The 19,697-nt window shown below is 64.0% G+C and carries 17 protein-coding genes; 5 read left to right on the top strand and 12 right to left on the bottom strand.

The genetic code is table 11. From position 1 onward, the window contains the following. Positions 1-44: 44 nt before the first annotated feature. From V1273_RS22865 to V1273_RS22830, 8 genes are all read right to left on the bottom strand, one after another. Positions 45-935, bottom strand: coding sequence for a crotonase/enoyl-CoA hydratase family protein (locus V1273_RS22865; protein ID WP_334410911.1), 891 nt, complete (start codon positions 933-935; stop codon positions 45-47). Positions 936-1,070: 135 nt separating this feature from the next. Further along, positions 1,071-2,495 (bottom strand): amidase, encoded by a 1,425-nt coding sequence (locus V1273_RS22860; protein ID WP_334410910.1) that lies wholly within the window; start codon positions 2,493-2,495, stop codon positions 1,071-1,073. A 1-nt stretch (position 2,496) separates the two neighbouring features. Then, complete coding sequence (locus V1273_RS22855; protein ID WP_334410909.1) at positions 2,497-3,660, bottom strand: M20 aminoacylase family protein; 1,164 nt, start codon at positions 3,658-3,660, stop codon at positions 2,497-2,499. Positions 3,661-3,665: 5 nt separating this feature from the next. Continuing rightward, positions 3,666-5,201: a M81 family metallopeptidase gene (locus tag V1273_RS22850; protein WP_334410907.1), complete on the bottom strand. Its 1,536-nt coding sequence runs from the start codon at positions 5,199-5,201 to the stop codon at positions 3,666-3,668. A 230-nt stretch (positions 5,202-5,431) separates the two neighbouring features. Then, positions 5,432-7,072 carry an ABC transporter ATP-binding protein gene (locus V1273_RS22845; RefSeq protein WP_334363495.1) on the bottom strand — a complete coding sequence of 547 codons (1,641 nt, stop codon included), beginning with the start codon at positions 7,070-7,072 and terminating at the stop codon, positions 5,432-5,434. Between the two features lie 148 nt (positions 7,073-7,220). Beyond that, complete coding sequence (locus V1273_RS22840; protein WP_334363494.1) at positions 7,221-8,111, bottom strand: ABC transporter permease; 891 nt, start codon at positions 8,109-8,111, stop codon at positions 7,221-7,223. A gap of 12 nt (positions 8,112-8,123) precedes the next feature. After that, a complete protein-coding gene (locus V1273_RS22835; protein WP_065748014.1) occupies positions 8,124-9,065 on the bottom strand; it encodes an ABC transporter permease in 942 nt (313 codons plus the stop codon). 248 nt (positions 9,066-9,313) lie between these two features. Then, complete coding sequence (locus V1273_RS22830) at positions 9,314-10,444, bottom strand: M20/M25/M40 family metallo-hydrolase (RefSeq protein ID WP_334410906.1); 1,131 nt, start codon at positions 10,442-10,444, stop codon at positions 9,314-9,316. Between the two features lie 277 nt (positions 10,445-10,721). Between V1273_RS22830 and V1273_RS22825 the strand changes: the two genes are divergently transcribed. Continuing rightward, complete coding sequence (locus V1273_RS22825) at positions 10,722-12,344, top strand: ABC transporter substrate-binding protein (RefSeq protein WP_334410905.1); 1,623 nt, start codon at positions 10,722-10,724, stop codon at positions 12,342-12,344. Positions 12,345-12,614: 270 nt separating this feature from the next. Here V1273_RS22825 and V1273_RS22820 read toward each other — a convergent pair whose 3' ends face one another. Further along, positions 12,615-13,472: an alpha/beta fold hydrolase gene (locus V1273_RS22820; protein ID WP_334363491.1), complete on the bottom strand. Its 858-nt coding sequence runs from the start codon at positions 13,470-13,472 to the stop codon at positions 12,615-12,617. Between the two features lie 105 nt (positions 13,473-13,577). On the opposite strand from V1273_RS22820, the gene V1273_RS22815 reads away from it, so the two are divergent. Continuing rightward, positions 13,578-14,312: a lysophospholipid acyltransferase family protein gene (locus V1273_RS22815; RefSeq protein ID WP_334363490.1), complete on the top strand. Its 735-nt coding sequence runs from the start codon at positions 13,578-13,580 to the stop codon at positions 14,310-14,312. Here V1273_RS22815 and V1273_RS22810 read toward each other — a convergent pair. Further along, positions 14,309-14,896, bottom strand: a complete 588-nt coding sequence (locus V1273_RS22810; RefSeq protein WP_334368945.1) for a TMEM175 family protein — start codon at positions 14,894-14,896, stop codon at positions 14,309-14,311. The two genes, V1273_RS22815 and V1273_RS22810, sit on opposite strands and share 4 nt — an antisense overlap. 652 nt (positions 14,897-15,548) lie before the next feature. On the opposite strand from V1273_RS22810, the gene V1273_RS22805 reads away from it, so the two are divergent. Continuing rightward, the gene (locus tag V1273_RS22805) at positions 15,549-15,989 is read left to right on the top strand and encodes a twin-arginine translocation pathway signal (protein ID WP_334410903.1); all 441 of its coding nucleotides are present in this window, start codon (positions 15,549-15,551) and stop codon (positions 15,987-15,989) included. 31 nt (positions 15,990-16,020) lie between these two features. Here the strand turns inward: V1273_RS22805 and V1273_RS22800 are convergent, their stop codons facing one another. Both V1273_RS22800 and V1273_RS22795 read right to left on the bottom strand, forming a co-directional pair. Beyond that, positions 16,021-17,223 (bottom strand): FAD-dependent monooxygenase, encoded by a 1,203-nt coding sequence (locus tag V1273_RS22800; RefSeq protein ID WP_334410901.1) that lies wholly within the window; start codon positions 17,221-17,223, stop codon positions 16,021-16,023. A gap of 7 nt (positions 17,224-17,230) precedes the next feature. Then, entirely contained in the window at positions 17,231-17,476 is a 246-nt protein-coding gene (locus V1273_RS22795) for a zinc-finger domain-containing protein (protein ID WP_334363487.1), read from the bottom strand. Between the two features lie 249 nt (positions 17,477-17,725). On the opposite strand from V1273_RS22795, the gene V1273_RS22790 reads away from it, so the two are divergent. Next, the gene (locus V1273_RS22790; protein WP_334363486.1) at positions 17,726-18,886 is read left to right on the top strand and encodes a hypothetical protein; all 1,161 of its coding nucleotides are present in this window, start codon (positions 17,726-17,728) and stop codon (positions 18,884-18,886) included. A gap of 56 nt (positions 18,887-18,942) precedes the next feature. After that, positions 18,943-19,695: an alpha/beta fold hydrolase gene (locus V1273_RS22785; RefSeq protein WP_334363485.1), complete on the top strand. Its 753-nt coding sequence runs from the start codon at positions 18,943-18,945 to the stop codon at positions 19,693-19,695. Positions 19,696-19,697: the final 2 nt, after the last annotated feature.

Here is a 19,697-nt window from a genome sequence, read left to right as displayed (position 1 = left end):
GATGACGCCGTCTCGCGTCGCGTCGACCGAAGCCGGCCGGTCGCTCACTTATATTCGCGCTCCTGCCACCACGGGAAATAGTCGGGCATGTCGCTCGATACCTTGTTCTTGAATTGCGCTGGGCGCTTTTCCAAGAATGACACGACGCCTTCCTTGACGTCTTCCGAGCGGCCGCGGGCGTAGATGCCGCGGCTGTCGACCTTGTGGGCTTCCATCGGATCGTCGGCGCCCAGCATGCGCCACATCATCTGCCGGATCAGCGCCACCGAGACCGGCGCGGTCTTGGCGGCGAACTCCTTGGCGAGCGCGCGTGCGGTCGGCAATAGATCGTCCGGGGGCACCACCTTGCTGACGAGACGGCCGGCGAGCGCTTCCTGTGCTGGGAACACGCGTCCCGAGTAGCACCATTCCAGCGCCTGCGAGATGCCGACGATGCGCGGCAGGAACCAGCTTGAGGCCGCCTCCGGCACGATGCCGCGTTGGGAGAACACAAAGCCGAAGCGCGCGGCCTCCGACGCGATGCGAATGTCCATCGCGACCTGCATGGTGACGCCGATGCCGACCGCGGGCCCGTTCACCGCCGCGATCACCGGTTTTAAGCACTTGAAGATGCGCAGCGTCACCTGGCCGCCACCATCGCGCACCATGGGATCGCTGTAATCGACCGCGCCGCCCGCTAGCCGCTTCACCGGGCCACGCCGCGCGTCGCGGTCGAACGTGTTGGCGCCGGAAGAAAGATCGGCACCGGCGCAGAAGCCGCGGCCTGCGCCGGTGACGATGATAGCGCGGACATTGTCGTCCTTGTCGGCGGCGTCGAAGGCGTCGATCAGCTCCTGCTGCATGGTGCCGTTGAAGGCGTTGAGCTTGTCGGGCCGGTTCAGCGTGATGGTGAGAATCTGATCGTCGACCTCGTACTTGATGGTCTCATACGCCATTGGGTGTTCCTTCCTGTAATGCTTGTTCTTGAATTCCATCTCGTCATTGCCGGGCTTGACCCGGCAATCCATCCTCTTGAAGAAGATGGATGCGCGGGTCAGGCCCGCGCATGACGATCGGCGCGCGGCGGCAAGTTACTTGCCCGGCGGCGACGGCCACGGCCGCTGCGCACCGCGCAGGCCCTCGAATGCCTTGGCCAGGCCGAGCACGCCGAGATCGTCGAAGCGGCGGCCGATGATCTGCACGCCGATCGGGAAGCCCTTGGCGTCATATCCGCCATTGATCGAGAGCGCCGGGTTTTCCGCCATATTCCACGGCACGGTAAAGCAGATGTGCTCGAACGGTCTGTCGGGGTCGTTGATCGGTGCTGCGAACTCGGCCGGGAAGTTCACCACCGGCGACACCGGGGAGATCACGTAGTCGAGTTCGTGAAATAGCTTAGCTGCCGCGGCGCGGATCGCCATGGTGGCGTTAAAACCCCTGACGACGTCGACGCCGGAAAGCTTTGCGCCGGCTTCTGCCCATTTTTGGATGTAAGGCAGCGTCTTGCCGCGCTCCTCGGGCGAAAGCTTTGAGAGATCGTCCCACAGCCGGGCCCGCCAGAAATTATCGAGCCCGTCGACCATCTCGCGCGTCAGGATGCCGTTGACTTCGGTGACGATCGCGCCGGCGGATTCGAACGCCTTGGCGGCGTTGACGGCTGCGTCACGCACTTCCTTCTCAAGCGGCTGGCCGGCGCCGGGATCGAGCATCAGGCCGATGCGCAGCTTGCGCGGCGACTTGTCGAGCGTCTTCCAGTGGATGCTGCTGTCAGCCGGCAGACTCATGCCGTCGCGGCGATCCGGCTTCGCCAACACGCACATCATCAGCGCGGCGTCATCGACGGTGCGGGTGATGGGACCTGCGACCCGGCCGACATAGGGTGGATCGATCGGAACGCGCCCGAGGCTCGGCTTCAGCGCGACAAGACCGCACCAACAGGCCGGCAGCCGCACCGAGCCGCCAATGTCGGTGCCCAGATGCAGCGGGCCGTAGCCGGCCGCGCCCGCCGCGCCCGCGCCGGAAGAAGAGCCGCCCGGGTTCTTGCTGAGATCCCAGGGGTTGCGGGTGAGGGGGTGGAAGCTGGAGAGGCCCGACGACAGCATGCCGTAGTCCGGCATCGTCGTCTTGGAGAATATGATGGCGCCGGATTCACGCAACCGCGCGGCGGGCGGCGCATCCTTCTCTGCCGGTACCAACCTGACACTGGCGGCGCCCAGCGGGATCGGCTGGCCCTTGGTCGCGATATTGTCCTTGATGGTAACAGGCACGCCGTCGAGCGCGCCTGCGGGCTCTTCCCTCTGCCAGCGGTCGGTCGAAGCCTTCGCGGCAGCGCGGGCGCCGTCGGGATCGAACAAATAGAGCGCCTTGATGTGCGGCTCCCACGCCGCGACATGCTCGATCACTTCGTCCAGCACTTCCGACGGCGAGAACTGCCTGGCGCGATAGCCGGCGATCAGGTCGGTGGCGGAGAGGTCGTGCAGCGAGGTGACCTCTTCCTCGGGGGCTGGTTTATGCATGCTAACCTACCGGGAGTCGGGTTTCGATGATGCGGGCGAACATGCTGGCGCCGATCGGCAGGATCTTGTCGTCGAGGACGTAGCCGGCATTGTGCACGGGCACCGAGCCGTCGTGGCCGATCCAGAAATAGGCGCCGGGCACCACCTGCATCATGTCGGCGAAATCCTCGCTCCCCATCTTCGGCTGCGAGCGCGTGAGCACCTTGGACGGATCGACCACGGTCTTCGCCACCGCTTCGACGACCCTGGATTGTTCTTCCTCGTTGACGAGGACGCTGAACGTGTCGCGAATGTCGACCGTGATCTCGCACTCGAACGTGGCGGCAACGCCGGCGCAGATCTTGCGCATGCGATCGCGGATCAGCGCGCGCACGCCGTCGTCGAAGGCGCGCACCGTGCCGCCGAGCTTCGCCTCGCCGGGGATCACGTTGTTGGCGGAGCCGGCATGGATCTGCGTGACCGACAGCACCGCAGACTTCAAGGGATCGACGTTGCGGCTGACGATGGTCTGCAGGGCCTGCGCCAGCGTGGTCGCGATCACCACCGCATCCTTGGAGCGCTCCGGCATCGCGCCATGCGCGCCATAGCCCTGAATCGTGATGTCGAAGAAATCGGCGCCTGCCATCGCCGGTCCGGGCAGGATCGCGATCTCGCCGTGATTGAGATCCGGCGCGTTGTGCAGGCCATAGACCTCGTCGCAGGGAAACTTTTCGAACAGCCCATCCTTGATCATGGCGCGCGCGCCGCCGAGGCCTTCCTCGGCGGGCTGGAAGATGAAATGCACGGTGCCGTCAAAATTCTTCGTCTCGGCCAGATAGCGCGCGGTGCCGAGCAGTATCGTGGTATGACCGTCATGGCCGCAGCCATGAAAGCGGCCCGGAATGGTCGAGCGCCATTTCAGGTTGGTATTTTCTTCCATCGGCAGCGCGTCCATGTCGGCGCGCAGGCCGATGCGCTTGCCGCCATCGCCCTTGCCCTTGAGCACGCCGATCACGCCGGTACCGCCGAGGCCGCGATGGACCTCGATGCCCCAACCCTTCAGCTTCTCGGCGACGATGCCCGAGGTGCGCACTTCCTCGAAGCCGATCTCGGGATGGGCATGCAGATCGCGGCGGATGGCGGTGAGTTCCTCGGCATAGCCGCCGATGCGTTCGATGATGGGCATGTCGGTTATCCCGTGACTGAGGATTTTGAGCGTGAGGGAGCGAATGGGACAAAGGCGGGGCCGTTCGGCTTGAGGCGGATGCCCGGACGCAGCCGCGTCCAGGGCAGCGCTGCGGTGTCCGCCGGCATCGCGCCTGGGGCGGCGCAGATCAAGAGCTTTTCGGCGATCGGTTCGAAATCGGCGCGGAAATGCACCGAACTCTTGTTGACGAGGATTTTCTGTTCGGTCGGCTCGATGCCGACATAGCGATACATCGCTTGATCGGCGAGCTGCGCCTTGTAGGAGCCGACGACGACCCTGACATCGCCGATGCGCAGGCAGGCCGAGGGGCCCATGTCCATGTCGCGGCCGCCGTAATAGGGGCCTGGCGCCACGAATTTTCCGTCCGACAATTTTTCGACGACGAACGTTTCCTTGTATGGCGCATCGTCCGGGATGCCCGATTTGCCGCCGAGCGCCAGCATCACGGTGGCGCCGACGCCCGCCGCATGCGCCGCCTTGGCCGACTCCGGATCGTAGATCACGCCGGTGGCCGCGCGGGACGCGTTGTTGCGCACCAGGGCGCGCAGCATGCCGGTGGTGTCGGAATCGCCGCCGGCGCCGGGATTGTCCTGGGTGTCGGCGATGATGATCGGCTTCTTCGCCGTTTTCGCAAGCTCGATGGCGAGGCGCACACCATCATCGGGCGAATAGATGCGGCCGTCGAAATCGTCTTCATGGCTCTCGACGAGCGCGACGATCTTGTCGGCGGCGGCGTCCGCGTCGGCCTGCGTCCTTCCATAGGCGAACACGCTCGGCCCGCAATGGGGAAAATCCGCAGCCGGGAAACCCGGTGCAAAGGACAGCGTCGGCACCGCGTCGCTTTCGAACGCTGCGAGCTGCTCGTAAATACTCCTGGTCGGCTGGTCGTTGGTGCATTGCCAGGAGATCGGAATCAGGAATGGCAGTTGCCGGAACGCTTTTGCAAGGCGCTGCCCGGTCTTCAGCAGCAGCGCGAGGTGTTTGGCACAGGCGCGGCCGGTGGCGGCCATATCGACGTGGGGATAGGTGCGGTAGGCGATCAGCGCATCGGCATGCGCGATCATCTCAGGCGAGACGTTGGCATGGAGATCGAGGCTTGCGACCAGCGGTAGATCGGGGCCGATCACCTTGCGCACGCGCGCGAGGATTTCACCTTCGCCATCGTCATGCTGCTCGGTCACCATGGCGCCGTGCAGATCGAGATAGACGGCATCGATCGGCCCGGCTTTGGCGATGCCGTCGACCATCTCCTTCATGACGCGCTCGAAGGCATCGGTCGTGACATGCGCCGACGGGCTGGCGGCTGCGGAGATGGTCGGGACCAGCTCCCAGCCATTGGCCTCGGCCGCTTCGACGAAGCCGGCAAGGCCGACATTGATCTTGCGCATGACCTTGAGGACATCAGGCCCATGCGCCATCGCCGGCCAACCGCCGCCATGAACAAAATCAGCATAGGTCGCCTTGGTCGGCGCGAAAGTGTTGGTCTCGTGCAGAAAGCCGCCGACGGCGATGCGTGTCATAGTGCCTCAGCAAGTGTTTTTGGTTGGGGGACGTTAAGCGGGACATCGTGGCAAGCGCAAGGAGTGAAGCAATTCCGTTTTGCATGCCGCCCCACCGTCATTGCGAGCGAAGGGCGGAAGCAATCCATTTCACCGCGTGCGGAGGGATGGATTGCTTCCGCCTTCGCTCTTCGAGCTACGGCGGACAAGTCGTCGCTTTCGCTCCTCGCAATGACGGGGAGGGGCCGTCGCTACTCCGCCGCCACTTCCACAGGCCGGAAATTGGCAAAATCCCAGCCGCGGCCGGGGGCGGCATCGAGCAATGCCCTGGTATAGGCCTGCTGCGGGTGGGTCAGCACCTGCGCGGCCGGGCCCTGTTCGACGATCCGGCCATGCTGCATCACAGCGACGTCGTCGCAGATTTGCGCCGCGACGCGAAGATCATGGGTGATGAACAACAACGCAATGCCGAGCCGCTTCTGGATCTCGTCGAGCAGTTCGAGCACCTGCGCCTGCACGGAGACGTCGAGCGCCGAGACCGCTTCGTCCGCAACCAGCACGTCGGGGTCGAGCGCGAGCGCGCGCGCAATCGCGATGCGCTGACGCTGTCCGCCGGAGAACTGATGCGGGTAGCGCGACACTGCATCGGCCGGCAGATCGACCAGTTCGAGCAGATCGCGCGCCTTTGCCAGCGCTTCCGCACGCGGCATGCCGTAATTGATCGGACCCTCGGCAATGGTTTCGCCGACGGTCACGCGCGGATTGAGCGAGCGGTAGGGGTCCTGGAAGATGATCTGGATCTTCTTGCGGTGCGGCTGCAAGAGCCGGCGCGACAGCTCGGAGATTTCGCGGCCCGCGAGCCGCACGCCGCCGGAAGTCGGATCGATCAGGCGGACGATGCAGCGCGCCACCGTCGACTTCCCGGAGCCGCTTTCGCCGACGATGCCGAGCGTGCGGCCCTTGCGCAAAGTGAGGGTGACGTCCTTGGCGGCGGCGACTTCGCGCGCCTTTCCGAGGAAGGAACGCTCGCGATAGACCTTGCCCAGCTCATTGGCTTCCAGCACCACCGGTTCGTCGGTCTCCACGCGGGGCGCCCGCGGCACCAGGCTCGGCACCGAGGAGAGCAGGTTGCGGGTGTACTCCATGGTCGGCGTGCGCAAAATGCTGTCGAGCGTGCCAGTCTCGACGAGCCGGCCGTAGCGCATCACCGCGACGCGATCAGCGATCTCGGCGACCACGCCCATGTCATGGGTGATGAACAGCACGGCGGTGCCGTGATCGCGCTGCAGGTCGCGGATGAGGGTGAGGATCTGCTTCTGCGTGGTGACATCGAGCGCCGTCGTCGGCTCATCCGCGATCAGAAGTTTCGGTTCCAGTACCAGCGCCATCGCGATCATGATGCGCTGGCGCTGTCCGCCCGACAGCCGGTGCGGGTAGGAGGCAAAGATGCGCTCCACGTCGGGCAACCGGACATGCTCCATCATTGCCAAAATCTTCTGGCGGCGGGCGCGGGCGTCGAGATCGGTGTGGGCGCGCAAGACTTCGTCGATCTGGCGGCCGACCGGCACCACCGGATTGAGCGCCGTCATCGGTTCCTGAAAGATCATCGCCATCCTCGTGGCGCGCAACTGTCGCAGGCGCTTGTCGGTGGCGGTGAGCAGTTCCTCGCCGACCAGCTTGACGCTGCCGCCGGAGGGCACCAGCGCGCCTTTCTGCAACAGCCCCATCACGGTCAGCGACGTCACCGATTTGCCGGAGCCGCTTTCGCCGACAACGCAGAGGGTTTCGCCTTCGTGCACCTGCAGCGAGACGCCGTCAATGATGCGCTGGCCGGAAGGATTTTTGCCGAGGCCGACGACAAGGTTGTCGATATCGAGGATGATGTTGGTCATGCAAATCTTTCAGCCGTCATTGCGAGGAGCCAACGGGCCGCGCGAATGCGCGCCCGATGACAGGCTCCGCGACGAAGCAATCCATTCCTCCTTTGCGCGGCGAGATGGATTGCTTCGCTTCGCTCGCAATGACGGGGTGAGGTCTTCGTCACTTCCCCGCCTCCCGTTGTTTCATGCGCGGATCGAGCGCGTCGCGGGCGGCGTCGCCGATCAGGTTGACGCTGAGGATCGCGATCGACAGCAATAGCCCCGGCCAGAAGATCAGCGACGGCTTGACCTGGAAGTAGGCGCGGCCCTCGGCCATGATGTTGCCCCAGGTCGGCGTTTCCGGGCTGATGCCGGCGCCGAGGAACGACAGGATCGCCTCGGTGAGAATGGCGGAGGCGCAGACGTAGGTGCCTTGCACGATCAGCGGTGCAATGGTGTTCGGCATCAAATGCCGCCACATGATCTTGGGCAGGCTGGTGCCGACCGAGATCGCGGCCTCCACATAAGGCTCTTCGCGCGCCGACAGCACGACCGAGCGCACCAGCCGCGCCACGCGCGGAATTTCGGGAATCGTGATCGCGACCAGCACGGTCATCAGGCTGGCGCCCGACAGCGACACCACGGCAATCGCGAGCAGGATGGAAGGGATCGCCATCAAGCCGTCCATCACCCGCATCATCACGGCGTCGACCCATTTGAAGAAGCCGGAGACGAGGCCGATCACGAGGCCGATGCCGATCGAGAAGACCGCAGCACCCAGGCCGATCAGGAGCGAAATCCGCCCGCCATAGATGATGCGCGAGAGCACGTCGCGGCCGTACGCGTCGGTGCCGAGCAGGAACTGCGCGCTTGATGGTTTCAGCCGCTGTGCCGGCGCCAGCAATTGCGGATCGTGGGGCGCGAGCAGGGGGGCTGCGATCGCCATCGCGATGACGAGTGCGAGGCAGACGGTCGCGGTCGCGATGATCGGCGTCGCCGTGAGGAATCCAAGTCGCGGCCGGAACGGCGTGGTGACAGGGATTGACGGTCCGGGAAGGGTTTCGATCGCCATCAGTAGCCAGCCTCAATAACGAATTCTGGGATCAAGCAGGGTGTAGGCGACGTCGATCAGGAGATTGACGGTGACATAGATCAGCGACGTCAGCAGGATCATCGCCTGGATGACGGGATAATCGCGCGCCAGCACCGCATCGACCGTGAGGCGGCCGATGCCGGGCAGGTTGAACACGCTCTCGGTGACCACGACGCCGGAAATCAGCAGCGCGAATCCCGTACCTATCACGGTGATGACGGGCACGGCGGCGTTGCGCAGGGCATGGCGCAGCAGCACGCCGGTCTCGCTGATGCCTTTGGCGCGCGCGGTACGGACGTAATCCTCGCCGAGCACATCGAGCATTGCGGCCCGCGTCATGCGCGCGATCAGCGCGACATAGATAAAGGATAGCGTGCAGGTCGGCAGGATGATGCGCTCGAAGAACGGACCGAAGCCGGCCGTGATGCTGCGGAAACCCTGCACCGGCACCCAGCGCAGGTCGATCGCAAAGATCTGGATCAGGACGTAGCCGATCACGAATACCGGAACGGAGAAGCCGACCACCGACAATCCCATTACGAAGCGATCGATCCAGGTGCCGTGCTTCCACGCCGCAATCACGCCGAGCGGCACCGCAACGACAATAGCCAGAATGATCGTGGAAAGGGCAATCGAGATCGACGGCTCGACGCGCTGACTGATCATCTTCAAGACGGGCACGTTCGAGATCAAGGAGACGCCGAGGTCGCCTTGCAGCAGCTTGCCGATCCAGGTGAAGAATTGGGTGTAGAGCGGCTCGTTGAGGCCGAGCGACGTGCGGATGCGCTCGAGCTGTTCGGGCGTTGCATTGTCGCCGGCGAGAATCGCGGCGGGATCGCCGGGCGTCAGCCGCAGCAGAAGAAACACAAACAGCGCCACCACGCCCATGACGGGAATGGCGGCGAGAATGCGACGAAGCAGATATCCGAGCATCTTGATCCGTTAGTTGTAGGTGAACTGGGCAGCGTCGCCCTTAGACTTGGTTTCCGCGCCACCAGCGTAGCATTTCAGCAAGTCCCGTGCCATTGCGCCTGCGTTTTTTGCGATGCAGCTAATCGGTTCGGAAAGCCGCAGCCGTGGTCGTCATTGCGAGCGAAGCGAAGCAATCCATCGGGCCGCGAGGAAGTATGGATTGCTTCGTCGCTTCGCTCCTCGCAATGACGGCGGAGAGACCGCCGCCATCACTCCAGCGTCGCCAGCAATCCCGCCATCAGGCGGCCGCGTTCGGCGAGGCTGTCGACCTCGATATGCTCGTTCAGCGTATGCGCATCGGCGCCGCGGACGCCTAGCCCGTCCAGCGTCGGGATGCCCATGGCGCCGGTAAAGTTGCCGTCGGATCCGCCACCGGCGCTGCCATGGGGCAGTTCGAGGCCCAGCTGCGCGGCAATCCCGCGCGCCTTTTCGTATAACGCCATGGTGCCGGCATCTGGTTCCCACACCGGGCGGGTGACGCCGCGGGTTACCGTGAACGTGACGTCGTTGCTGGTGCCTGACAGCGCCAGCATGCGCTCGACGCCGCGGTCGAGATCGGCCTGGCGCTTGGCCATGCTCAGCGCTTCGCCGGTGCAGGTGGTGGCGACGCAATTGACCCACTGGCCGCCATGCACGATGCCGACCGAGAACGTACAATCTTCGGTCGTCATGCCGTCGATCGCGATAATCTGGCGTGCCATTTCGCGGATCGCGGAACGGCCGGAAGAAAGCGTGGCGCCGGCATGGCTCGGCTTGCCGACGGCCTCCAGATTGAAGCGCGCAATCGCATAGCGTCCGGTGACGACGCCATTGTTGGGCCGTCCGGGCTCCGGCACCAGCACGTATTTGTTGCGCGCGGCTTCTGCCTCGATGATGTCGCGGGTCGAGGGCGTACCGACTTCCTCGTCGGGGGTGAACAGCACCGTAATCGGCAGCGGCGTCGTGAACGCGGCGCGGGCCAGTTGCCGGATCGCTTCCAGCGAGAGGTAATTGCCGCCCTTCATGTCGAAGATGCCGGGACCGAAGCATTTGTTGCCTTCGCGCCGCCATCGCAGCTTTTCGATGGTGCCGACGGGATGGACGGTATCCAAGTGGCCGGCGATCAGGATGCCGGGCTCGCCTTGCTTCGGATGCGGAAAGCGGGCGCGGACACAGCCGGCAAATCCCTGGCGGCCGGCGATGCGCTCGATGGTCGCACCCATAATGGCCATGTCGCGCGCGGCGAGGTCGAGCATGCGTTCCACCGCAGCCTTGTCCCAGGTCGGGCTTTCGCACTCCACCCAGCCGCGCAACCCCTGCAGCATGGCCTCGGAATCAAAGGGAAGATTGGCTGGGTTCATGGGCTTCTCTTGGTTTTCTTAATTTTGGGTTTCGACCGATAGGGTACCGGCCCGCCGCGTACGAGAATGATCTCGCGCGGATTTGTAAAGCGAAACATGAACGCGCGTCCTGCGGTATCCGCAGCGCGGTAGCCGCCTCAAAGCGGATTGACGTGCCACGCGCTTGATGCAAGTCTTCAAATAGTCAGGATTTACAGCGTGTTAGTTCGCCCAAATAACGAACCGCATGCATAATGAATCAGCGGACATTGAACAGTTTCACGTCAGGAGAGATCGAATGTTCCACATCATGCGTTGGAAACGTCCCACGATAGCGACTGCTTTGTCGGTGCTTGCGCTGTCGGCGGCGCTGACGTCGCTAGGCCCGACCTCGCAGGCCGCTGCCGCCAGCAAGAAGACCATCACCGCCGTGATGCATTCGGACCTGCGCGTCATCGATCCCGGCTTCACCACCGCCTACATCACGCGCGATCATGGCTACATGGTCTACGACACGCTGCTGGCGACCGATTCCAATTTCAAGGTCCAGCCGCAGATGGCGGACTGGAAAGTCTCAGACGACAAGCTGACTTACACCTTCACCTTGCGCGACGGCCTGAAGTGGCATGACGGCACGCCGGTGACGGCGGAGGATTGCGTCGCCTCGCTGAAGCGCTGGGGCAAGAACGACAATATGGGCCAGAAGCTGATGGACTTTACCGCCAGCATCGAGCCGATCGACGCCAAGAGCTTTGCGCTGAAACTAAAGGAGCCCTACGGCCTGGTGCTGGAATCGATCGGCAAGCCGTCGTCCTACACGCCGTTCATGATGCCGAAGCGGCTCGCGGAAACGCCCGCCGGCCAGCAGATCAAGGAGCAGGTGGGATCCGGTCCCTTCAAGTTCGTGCAAGCTGAATTCCAGCCGGGCGTGAAGGCGGTCTATGAAAAGAACGCCGACTATGTGCCGCGCAAGGAGCCGCCGAGCTGGACCGCAGGCGGTAAGGTGGTGAAGGTCGATCGCGTCGAATGGATCACGATGCCGGATGCGCAGACCGCGGTGAACGCGCTGCAGTCGGGCGATATCGACTTCATGGAAAATCTGCCGTTCGACTTGCTGCCGGTGCTGGAGGCGAACAAGGAACTCAAGGTCGACGTCCTCAACAAGTTCGGTTTCCAGACGCTGGGGCGGATGAACTTCCTCTATCCGCCATTTGATAACGTTAAGGTTCGCCGAGCCGCCTTCCTGGCGATGAAGCAGAAGGACGTGCTCGATGCCCTGGTCGGCAATCCCAAGTACCAAAAGATCTGTGGCGCGCTCTTTGTGTGCAACACGCCGCTGGAGACTGATGTCGGCGCCGAGACCTTGGTGAAGGGCAACGGCATGGCGGAGGCGAAGAAGCTGCTCGCCGAGTCCGGTTATGATGGCACGCCTGTCGTGATCATGGCTCCCGGCGATGTCGTGACGCTGAAGGCGCAGCCGATCGTCGCGGCGCAGTTGCTACGTGAAGCCGGATTCAAGGTCGATGTGCAGGCCACCGACTGGCAGACCGTGGTGACCCGCCGCGCCAGCCAGAAGCCGCCGAAGGAAGGTGGCTGGAACATGTTCTTCACCAACTGGGTCGCCGCCGATGTCTCCAATCCCGTGGTCAATGCTTCGGTCGGCGGCCGCGGCAAGAATGGCGGCTGGTTCGGTTGGGCCGAAGACGCCAAGATCGAAGAGCTCCGCGACAAGTTTGCGCGCTCCGCCTCTCCGGACGAGCAGAAGAAGATCGCTGCGGAAATCCAGGAGCAGGCCTATGAGCAGGTGATCTATATCCCGCTCGGCCAGTATCTGATCGCGAGCGGCTGGCGCAAATCGCTCAACGGTGTGCTCGACGGCCCGGCGACGCCGGTCTTCTGGAATATTGACAAGAGCGAGTAGGCGGTTCGCTTTAAGTCGAACATCAAGCAATCGCGACGGAGGACTGTTCCTCCGTCGCGTTTTTGTTTTCATCGTCAGCAGTGGGTATCGCGTACCAGTTCCGGGCCGTCATTCTCAAGCGGCGGAGAGACTTGCGGCGGTGGCGGCGACGGAGAGCGCTGATCCCGCGCTTGCTTGCGCTCGGCTGCAGCCTTTTCCCGATCTTTTTCACTGGTCATATTGTCGTACTCCATTTTGTGCACGACAACATTTTTGCGGGCGTTGCGTTCCTCACGCAGGATGCGCGGCCAGATGTTCCAGCAGCAATTCGCCCACCCGTTCCGGCGCCTGATCCGCCGCAAAATGCCCGACGCCGGACAGCACCTCGAAACGATAGGGCGCAGCGATGAAATCCACCGTGCCTTCGGCGGCGGCGCGACCGACGGTGTCGTCAGCGTCGCCCCAGATATAGAGTGTCGGCACGCGGATCGGACCGAGCGGGCCGCGGATCGCGCCGCGTGCGCGATACCAGGCGAGCGCCGCTTCCATCGCGTCCTTGTTGCCAAGCACGGCAAGATGCCTCTCGATCCCATCAGGGGGAACGCCATTGGCGGCGAGACGCTCGCGCAGCCATTTGGCATCGTTCGCGAGCACGATATCGGCGGCATCCGGCTCCAAAAACGCCTTGTGATGCTTTGAGCGCTGCGCCTGCTCGCCGTCGGTTGCCAGCGCGCGGTTGAACGCGTTCGGGTGCGGCCGCGAGAGAATGGTGAGCGACGCCAGCCGCTCGGGATGGCGCTCGGCGATGCCCCAGGCGATGCTGCCGCCCCAGTCATGGCCGACCAGATGAAACCGCGCGTTGCCATAGCCGGCAGCCGCCACAATCGCCATGGCGTCGTCCATCAGGCGGTCGATCAGGTAGTGCGAAAATTCCCGCGGATCGGGCCGTGCGCCCGGCGAGTAGCCGCGCTGGCTCGGCGCCACCGCGCGATAGCCCATGTCGCCGAGGGCCGTCACCTGCGCACGCCAGCAATGCATCGATTCCGCAAAGCCGTGCAGCAGCAGCACCAGCGGCGCGCCGGGCGTGCCGGCGCTGATGGTGTCGAAGATGAGATGCGGGGCGATGGTGATTTGCTCTGACGCCGGCATGCGGCGAACCTAACGAGCCAATTCCGGCCGGCCGATGACGGAATTGTGCAACGGCTGAAAAGTGCTGTATTGGGAGGCGCGACCGGATGCCCAAGGGGACAATCGTTGCACTATTTGAGATCGATCATTTTCGATACGGCGGTGGTAATCCTGACGCTTGCCGTGTCGCTGACGGTGCCGCTGATGTGGCTGTTCAATGCCAGCGGCGCGACGGTGCGTGCGGTTTCGCAGGTCTGGGTCAACGGCATCATGTTTCTGATGAAGCATGTCGTAGGCCTCGATTACACGGTGCAGGGGCGCGAGAACGTGCCCGATGGTCCCTGCATCATCGCCTGCAATCATCAGTCGTTGTGGGAAACCGCGGCGCTCTGCGCGCTTTTCCCGGACGCCAGCATCGTCGCCAAGAAAGAGCTGCGCAAGGTGCCGTTCGTCGGCTGGTTCCTGGAGCGCTATCCGATGATTTTGGTCGATCGCTCGGCGGGCCGCCATGCGCTGCGCCAGATGGTCGATGAAGCCAGGCGCGCGACCGGCGAGGGCCGTCAGGTGTTGCTGTTTCCGCAAGGCACCCGCCAGGCGATCGATGAACCGATGAGATTCCAGTCCGCTGGCATCTCAGCGCTCTACACCAACCTCGAAGTATCAGTCGTTCCCGCGGCGTGCAATTCCGGACTGTTCTGGGGCAAGAAGACGCTGATCATGCACTCCGGCACCGTCACGCTGTCCTTCCTGCCGCCGATCGCGCCGGGCCTGCCGCGCAAGGAATTTCAGGAAAAGATGGAGCGGATGATTGCGGAGGAGGCGAGCCGGCTGCTTACGCTGAGCGAGGCGAAGGTGCGCTAGGCGGAGCGACGCGCGGCAACCCAGCCCGCGAGTGGCGCCAGAAACGCCAGGCACCAGACAAACTGCGCAACCCGCGGCGCGGCGAACGCCGCAACGATCCCAAGCGCGAAAACGAAAACCGGAAACAGCGCCGTCGCCAGCAATTGCGGATCGTGGCGGCCCCGCAGCGCCAGAACCCACAATACCGCGTTCAGTGCCGCGATCACCAGCAGGTGAAAGCCGTAGATCACCGCGACGACGCCATCGAGCCGGTAGACGCCGTAGAGGCCGTTGGTCACCGGCAGGATGATGATCGACAGCAGAAAGAACAGATTGAGGAACACCACGCCGCGCCCGGCTTCCGGTGCCACCGCCAGCCGCCGGTGATGGCTGAACCAGAACAGGCCGGCGACGACGAAGCTGATCGTCAGCGCGATGACGGGCTGGGCATAGACGCGAAGCACGTCGTGCCAATCGGGCGCTTGCGTGAAACTGGAGGCCTTCGGCAAATCATAGGCGAGCAGGGTCATGGCAACGCCAAAGATGGTGTTGCTCAGCATCTCCAGCCGGCGCATTTCGAACAGATGGATTTGCGGCAATGTGATCCCCCAGTCTCCCCTGATCGGTCCACGCTTTCGCTTCGCTCGCCAGGGTGGCTTGCCAAGCCGTAGCTCGCAGACACAAAGCCCGCCTTCGCCTGTCGGCTTCGGCGTGGCAGCCCTCACTCGCTTCGCGAGCGAAGGCTGGTGCGGGCGGCCGGACTCGAACCGGCACAGTCCTTTCGAACCGAGGGATTTTCTTACCAGCTACGGCTTTCGCCGCCTCGCCAGCGTGGGCATCCGCGCTGGCTCGTTTGTGGTCTGGACTATACCTTCACCATTGGCGCGTTCGTGCCTTTAGGTGCTGCCCGTCTAGTCTCTACACCTTCGCACCAACCGTTAGGTTCGGGCGCTTGGCTCGGGATTGCCATATGAAAGGTTTCCCCGAATTTGAGCAGTTCTACAGCTTGGGTTTCCCCAAGAGCACTCAAGCGTTTAAGTCCCTTGCGTCTACCATTTCGCCACGCCCGCTTTCACCAGAAGATCAGATACTTAGCGTGTTTTCCGGAGAAGTGGAATTGGGATAAATCTCCGGCCCAAACGCTCCCCACCTTTAAGTGAGCGCGGCGCAGAAGCAAAGCCTCAATGCGGACACTTGGGGTGTTTACCTGCGGCGAGCTTTAGGCAATCTCAAGATAATCCACGTAACGAAGGTCCGATGCCCAACTCGCTGTCCCATCGCCGGTTACTCTCGCGCAGCCTCGCGGCGTTGGCGCTGGTTGCGCTCGGTGCGGGCCTGTCCGGATGTGCCGGCATGAGCGACACCATTTCGCCGGCCTTTGCCGATCCCGCCAAATACGATCTCTACGATTGCAAGCAGCTCGAGACCGAGCGCAAGAGCCTCGCGACGCGCACCGCGGAGTTGCAGGGGCTGATGACCAAGGCCGAAACTGGCGTCGCCGGTCCCGTGGTGGCGGAGCTTGCCTATCGCAACGACTACATCGCGTTGCGCGGACAGTCGAAGCTGGCCGATGAAGCCTGGCAGAAGAACAGGTGTCAGGAACCGAAACCGGAAGCCAGGCCGGCGCCGGTCCCGCCATCGATCGCGCCAGCTCCCGTTGCCAAGGGTCGTACGAAGGCAAGCCGGCCGGCAAATTAGAACGTTGTCGGGTGCGGCCTCGAACTTCGCTCTACAGACGCCAATTATAAATCCAATCCTGCCGCGCCAGCATCCGCTCCGGGCCCATGGCTTTGATCGCGAGGTCGCGCGCCAGCGCCAGCGGTCCGGTGAGATGATAGATGCGTCCCTGTTGTCGGGCCGCACGCTGCACCCACAGCACGCGGCCGCGCCGCTGCCGGCCATAGCGCTTCAGTGCCGCCGGGATGCCCGCGATAGGATCGCCCGGGTGTTCGCTCACGCATTTGGCGAGCACGGCGGCGTCCTCGATCGCCATTCCCGCGCCTTGCGCGGCAAACGGCAGCATCGCATGCGCGGCGTCGCCGAGCAGCGCGATTGCGCCGTCGGTCCATTCGCCGACATCGGGTAGGGTGAACAGCGCCCAGCGCCGCCACTCGTCGACGGCCCCAATCAGCATCCGCGCAGTCGCGGGCCAGCGCTGCGAGGCGAATGCGTTTTTCAGTTCATTGGCATCGCCGGGCGCGCTCCAGCCCGGCCTGTTCCAGGTTCCCGGCACGATAGCGACCACGTTGATCTGCCGCGCGGCCGAGATCGGGTAGGCGACCAGATGTGCGCCAGGCCCCATCCAGAGCTGCACCCGAGCAGCGGTATATTCGCGCGGCAGCGTGGTCGCATCGAGGGTCCCGCGCCAGGCGATCAGGCCGGAAAATTGCGGTTGCACCTCCGGGAACAAATGGTTCCGCACCGCGGACCAGATGCCGTCGGCGCCGACCAGCGCCACCGCCAACTCCTGTTGGCGTGCATTGCCGCGGCGTTGCACCACGGTCAACCCCTTGGCGTGCGAAGTCACGTCTTCGAACTGGCAACCAAGCCGCAGGTCGATGTCCGGATGGTCGTTGACCGCCGCCTGCAGGGCGCCTTGCAGGTCGGCGCGGTGCATCACCCAATAGGGCGCGCCGGCGCGAAGGCCGGCGGCCTCGCCGAGCGGCAGGCGGGCGATCTCGCCGCCCGCACGCGCGCTCACGATACTAATGGCTTCAGGTGTCACGGCGCGTGGCGCAAGCCGTGACCGCAGGCCGAGGTCGACCAAGATCCGGCTGGCGTTGGGCGAAAGCTGCAGGCCGGCGCCGGCTTCCTCCAGCCGCTCGGCCTTTTCCAGAATGATGACGCGAAAGCCTTTGGCTGCGAGCGAAAGCGCTGCCGTCAGTCCCCCGATCCCGGCACCAGCAACGATGATGGTGCGCGCGGCGGCCACCGAAAGGTCAGGCGACCTTGTCCCTCAGGACGCATTCGGGCGGGCGGGCTTCGCCTGCGGCGAGGTCGGGGGCAAAGCGGTACAGCGTCGAGCAATAGGGGCAGATGATCTCGTTGTCGTTGCCAAGGTCGAGAAACACGTGGGGATGATCGAACGGCGGCCTGGCGCCCACGCACATGAATTCCTGCGAGCCGATCTCGATTACCGAGACTCCGGCGTCGTTATGGAAATGCGGGACGACATGGTCGGACATCAGCTTCACCTTGGATTTCAACGATGAGCGCACGCAATCAACGCGACGCGGCAGCTTCGAAATGCCGCGCACCATAGTGGGGGGTGCCGATGATTCCTAGAGCCGATTCGGGATGTCCCCGCCGCACATTTGCTCATGCAAATTCGACACAATTCTGTCGTCGGAGAAAAGCCCTTCTTTCGTCGGGGCAGTTGTGTCTTAAAAACGGCATACCATCTTGAGAAAGACGAAAACATTGGACTTTTTTGGATGAGGCGATTGCGGTTCGGTTCGGCTCTGGCAGGGGCGCTAGGATGCTTGGCGCTCAGCGCGGCGGTGTTCGCGGCGTTGTGGCCGCACGCCCGCGAGGCCGGCGCCATTCTGGCCGCGCAGGACGATCCCGCGACACTGTCCGACATCCAGATCAACTCCGCGTTGCGGGCCAACCAGGCGCTGGTCGCCAGCCATATCGAGGCAGCGCTCGCGGAGGGCGATTCCGATCTCGCCAACAGCTTCGTCGAACTCGCCCGCGACAAAGGCATTGCCGTCAGCGACGAACTATCGAAGCGCGTCAGCGATGCCGTTGCCGACGCAGGTTCGGCGTCGCATTTTGCCAAGCGCTTTGCCACGGGTTTCGTGGTCGGCAATGCCGACGATGTCGCAAGCCTGTCGGGTACGGTTGCCGGCGATCTCTTCGTCTACGGCGATATCAGGGACGTTGTTCGCGAAGGCAAGCACCTCGCGACGGGCGAGGACGTGGACCGGCTGGTGCTGGGCCTGGCGACGGTCGGGCTCGCGGTGACCGCCGCGACCTACGCCTCGGTCGGCGGTGTTGCTCCGCTGCGTGCCGGTCTTTCCATGGTCAAGAGTGCCCGCAAGGTCGGACGTCTCGGCGAGGGGCTGACGCAATGGGCAGGCCGCTCGGCGCGCGAGGTCGTCGATGCACCGGTCCTGCAGCAGGCGGTCGCGAAAGGCTCGGTGCTGCGGCCCGGCCAGACCATCAGCGCAATCAAGGCAGCGTTCCGCGCCGAGAAAGCCGGTGCGCTGGTGCGGCTGGCGAAAGACGTCGGACGCGTCGGCGAAAAGGCCGGCACGCGTGGCGCGCTCGACGCACTGCGCATCGCACAAGGCCCGAAGGACATCGCCCGCGCCGCGCGGCTTGCCGAATCCAAGGGCGGCCAGACCCGCGCGATCCTGAAGGTGCTCGGCCGCGGCGCGCTCCTGCTGGCAACCGGCGCTTTCAATCTGACGATGTGGGTGTTCGGTGCGCTATTGGCGCTGTTCGGATTTCTGTCGTCGATCAAGGCGACCACCGAGCGGGCGACCGAAGCGTGGCTTCGCCGCAAGAAAGCGCGGCGCTTGAGAAAGGAGGCGGCGGCAGCATGCTTGCCGGCCGCCCCGGTGCTGGCGGGCGCTGCCGCACACGGTTAGACTTGCAGTCCTTGCAAGGCCGTCCATTTCCGATCCCCCGAAAAATGGAACTGATGATGCCGAGTTTTCACAACGGCGCTGTCGAAATTGCCTATCTCGACGAAGGCGAGGGCGATCCGATCGTCCTCGTGCATGGCTTTGCCTCCAGCAAGAACGTGAACTGGGTTTATCCGACCTGGGTTTCCGATTTGAGGAAAGACGGCCGCCGCGTGATCGCGCTCGACAATCGCGGCCATGGCGATTCCGAAAAGCTCTACGATTCCGCTGCTTACGATATTGCGATCATGGCAAGCGACGTCATTGCGCTGCTGGATCATCTGGGAATCGAGCGCGCCGACATCATGGGCTATTCGCTGGGATCGCGCATGACGGCGATCCTGGCGCGCGAGCAGCCGCAGCGGCTGCGCTCGGCGATTCTCGGCGGCATCGGGATCGGACTGATCGAGGGCGGCGGTCCCGGCGAGAACGTGGCGATCGCGCTGGAAGCGCCGTCGCTGGAGGACGTCACCGATCCGGTCGGCCGCACCTTTCGCGCCTTCGCCGATCAGACCCGATCCGACCACCGCGCTCTTGCCGCCTGCCTGCGCGGCTCGCGGCGGCTGATGACATCGGATGAAGCCGCCGAGATCCGCGTGCCGGTCCTGATTGCGGTCGGCACCAGGGATGAAATCGCCGGCTCAGCCGCGGCACTCGGAAGGATCATTCCGGGCGCCGAGGTGCTCGACATTCCGAACCGCGATCATATGCGCGCGGTCGGCGACAAGGTCTACAAAGTCGGTGTCATCGATTTCCTGTCGCGACGGCAATGAGC

The organism is Bradyrhizobium sp. AZCC 1721, assembly GCF_036924715.1.
Lineage (GTDB): Bacteria > Pseudomonadota > Alphaproteobacteria > Rhizobiales > Xanthobacteraceae > Bradyrhizobium.
The sequence above is the reverse complement of the archived record's forward strand: the minus strand, read 5'-3'. Positions and strand labels throughout refer to the sequence as shown.

Coding starts and splice junctions, on each gene's coding strand:
- V1273_RS22865 (WP_334410911.1), bottom strand. CDS start 935: ATGGCGTATGAGACCATCAAGTACGAGGTCGACGATCAGATTCTCACC.
- V1273_RS22860 (WP_334410910.1), bottom strand. CDS start 2,495: ATGCATAAACCAGCCCCCGAGGAAGAGGTCACCTCGCTGCACGACCTC.
- V1273_RS22855 (WP_334410909.1), bottom strand. CDS start 3,660: ATGCCCATCATCGAACGCATCGGCGGCTATGCCGAGGAACTCACCGCC.
- V1273_RS22850 (WP_334410907.1), bottom strand. CDS start 5,201: ATGACACGCATCGCCGTCGGCGGCTTTCTGCACGAGACCAACACTTTC.
- V1273_RS22845 (WP_334363495.1), bottom strand. CDS start 7,072: ATGACCAACATCATCCTCGATATCGACAACCTTGTCGTCGGCCTCGGC.
- V1273_RS22840 (WP_334363494.1), bottom strand. CDS start 8,111: ATGGCGATCGAAACCCTTCCCGGACCGTCAATCCCTGTCACCACGCCG.
- V1273_RS22835 (WP_065748014.1), bottom strand. CDS start 9,065: ATGCTCGGATATCTGCTTCGTCGCATTCTCGCCGCCATTCCCGTCATG.
- V1273_RS22830 (WP_334410906.1), bottom strand. CDS start 10,444: ATGAACCCAGCCAATCTTCCCTTTGATTCCGAGGCCATGCTGCAGGGG.
- V1273_RS22825 (WP_334410905.1), top strand. CDS start 10,722: ATGTTCCACATCATGCGTTGGAAACGTCCCACGATAGCGACTGCTTTG.
- V1273_RS22820 (WP_334363491.1), bottom strand. CDS start 13,472: ATGCCGGCGTCAGAGCAAATCACCATCGCCCCGCATCTCATCTTCGAC.
- V1273_RS22805 (WP_334410903.1), top strand. CDS start 15,549: ATGCCCAACTCGCTGTCCCATCGCCGGTTACTCTCGCGCAGCCTCGCG.
- V1273_RS22795 (WP_334363487.1), bottom strand. CDS start 17,476: ATGTCCGACCATGTCGTCCCGCATTTCCATAACGACGCCGGAGTCTCG.
- V1273_RS22790 (WP_334363486.1), top strand. CDS start 17,726: ATGAGGCGATTGCGGTTCGGTTCGGCTCTGGCAGGGGCGCTAGGATGC.
- V1273_RS22785 (WP_334363485.1), top strand. CDS start 18,943: ATGCCGAGTTTTCACAACGGCGCTGTCGAAATTGCCTATCTCGACGAA.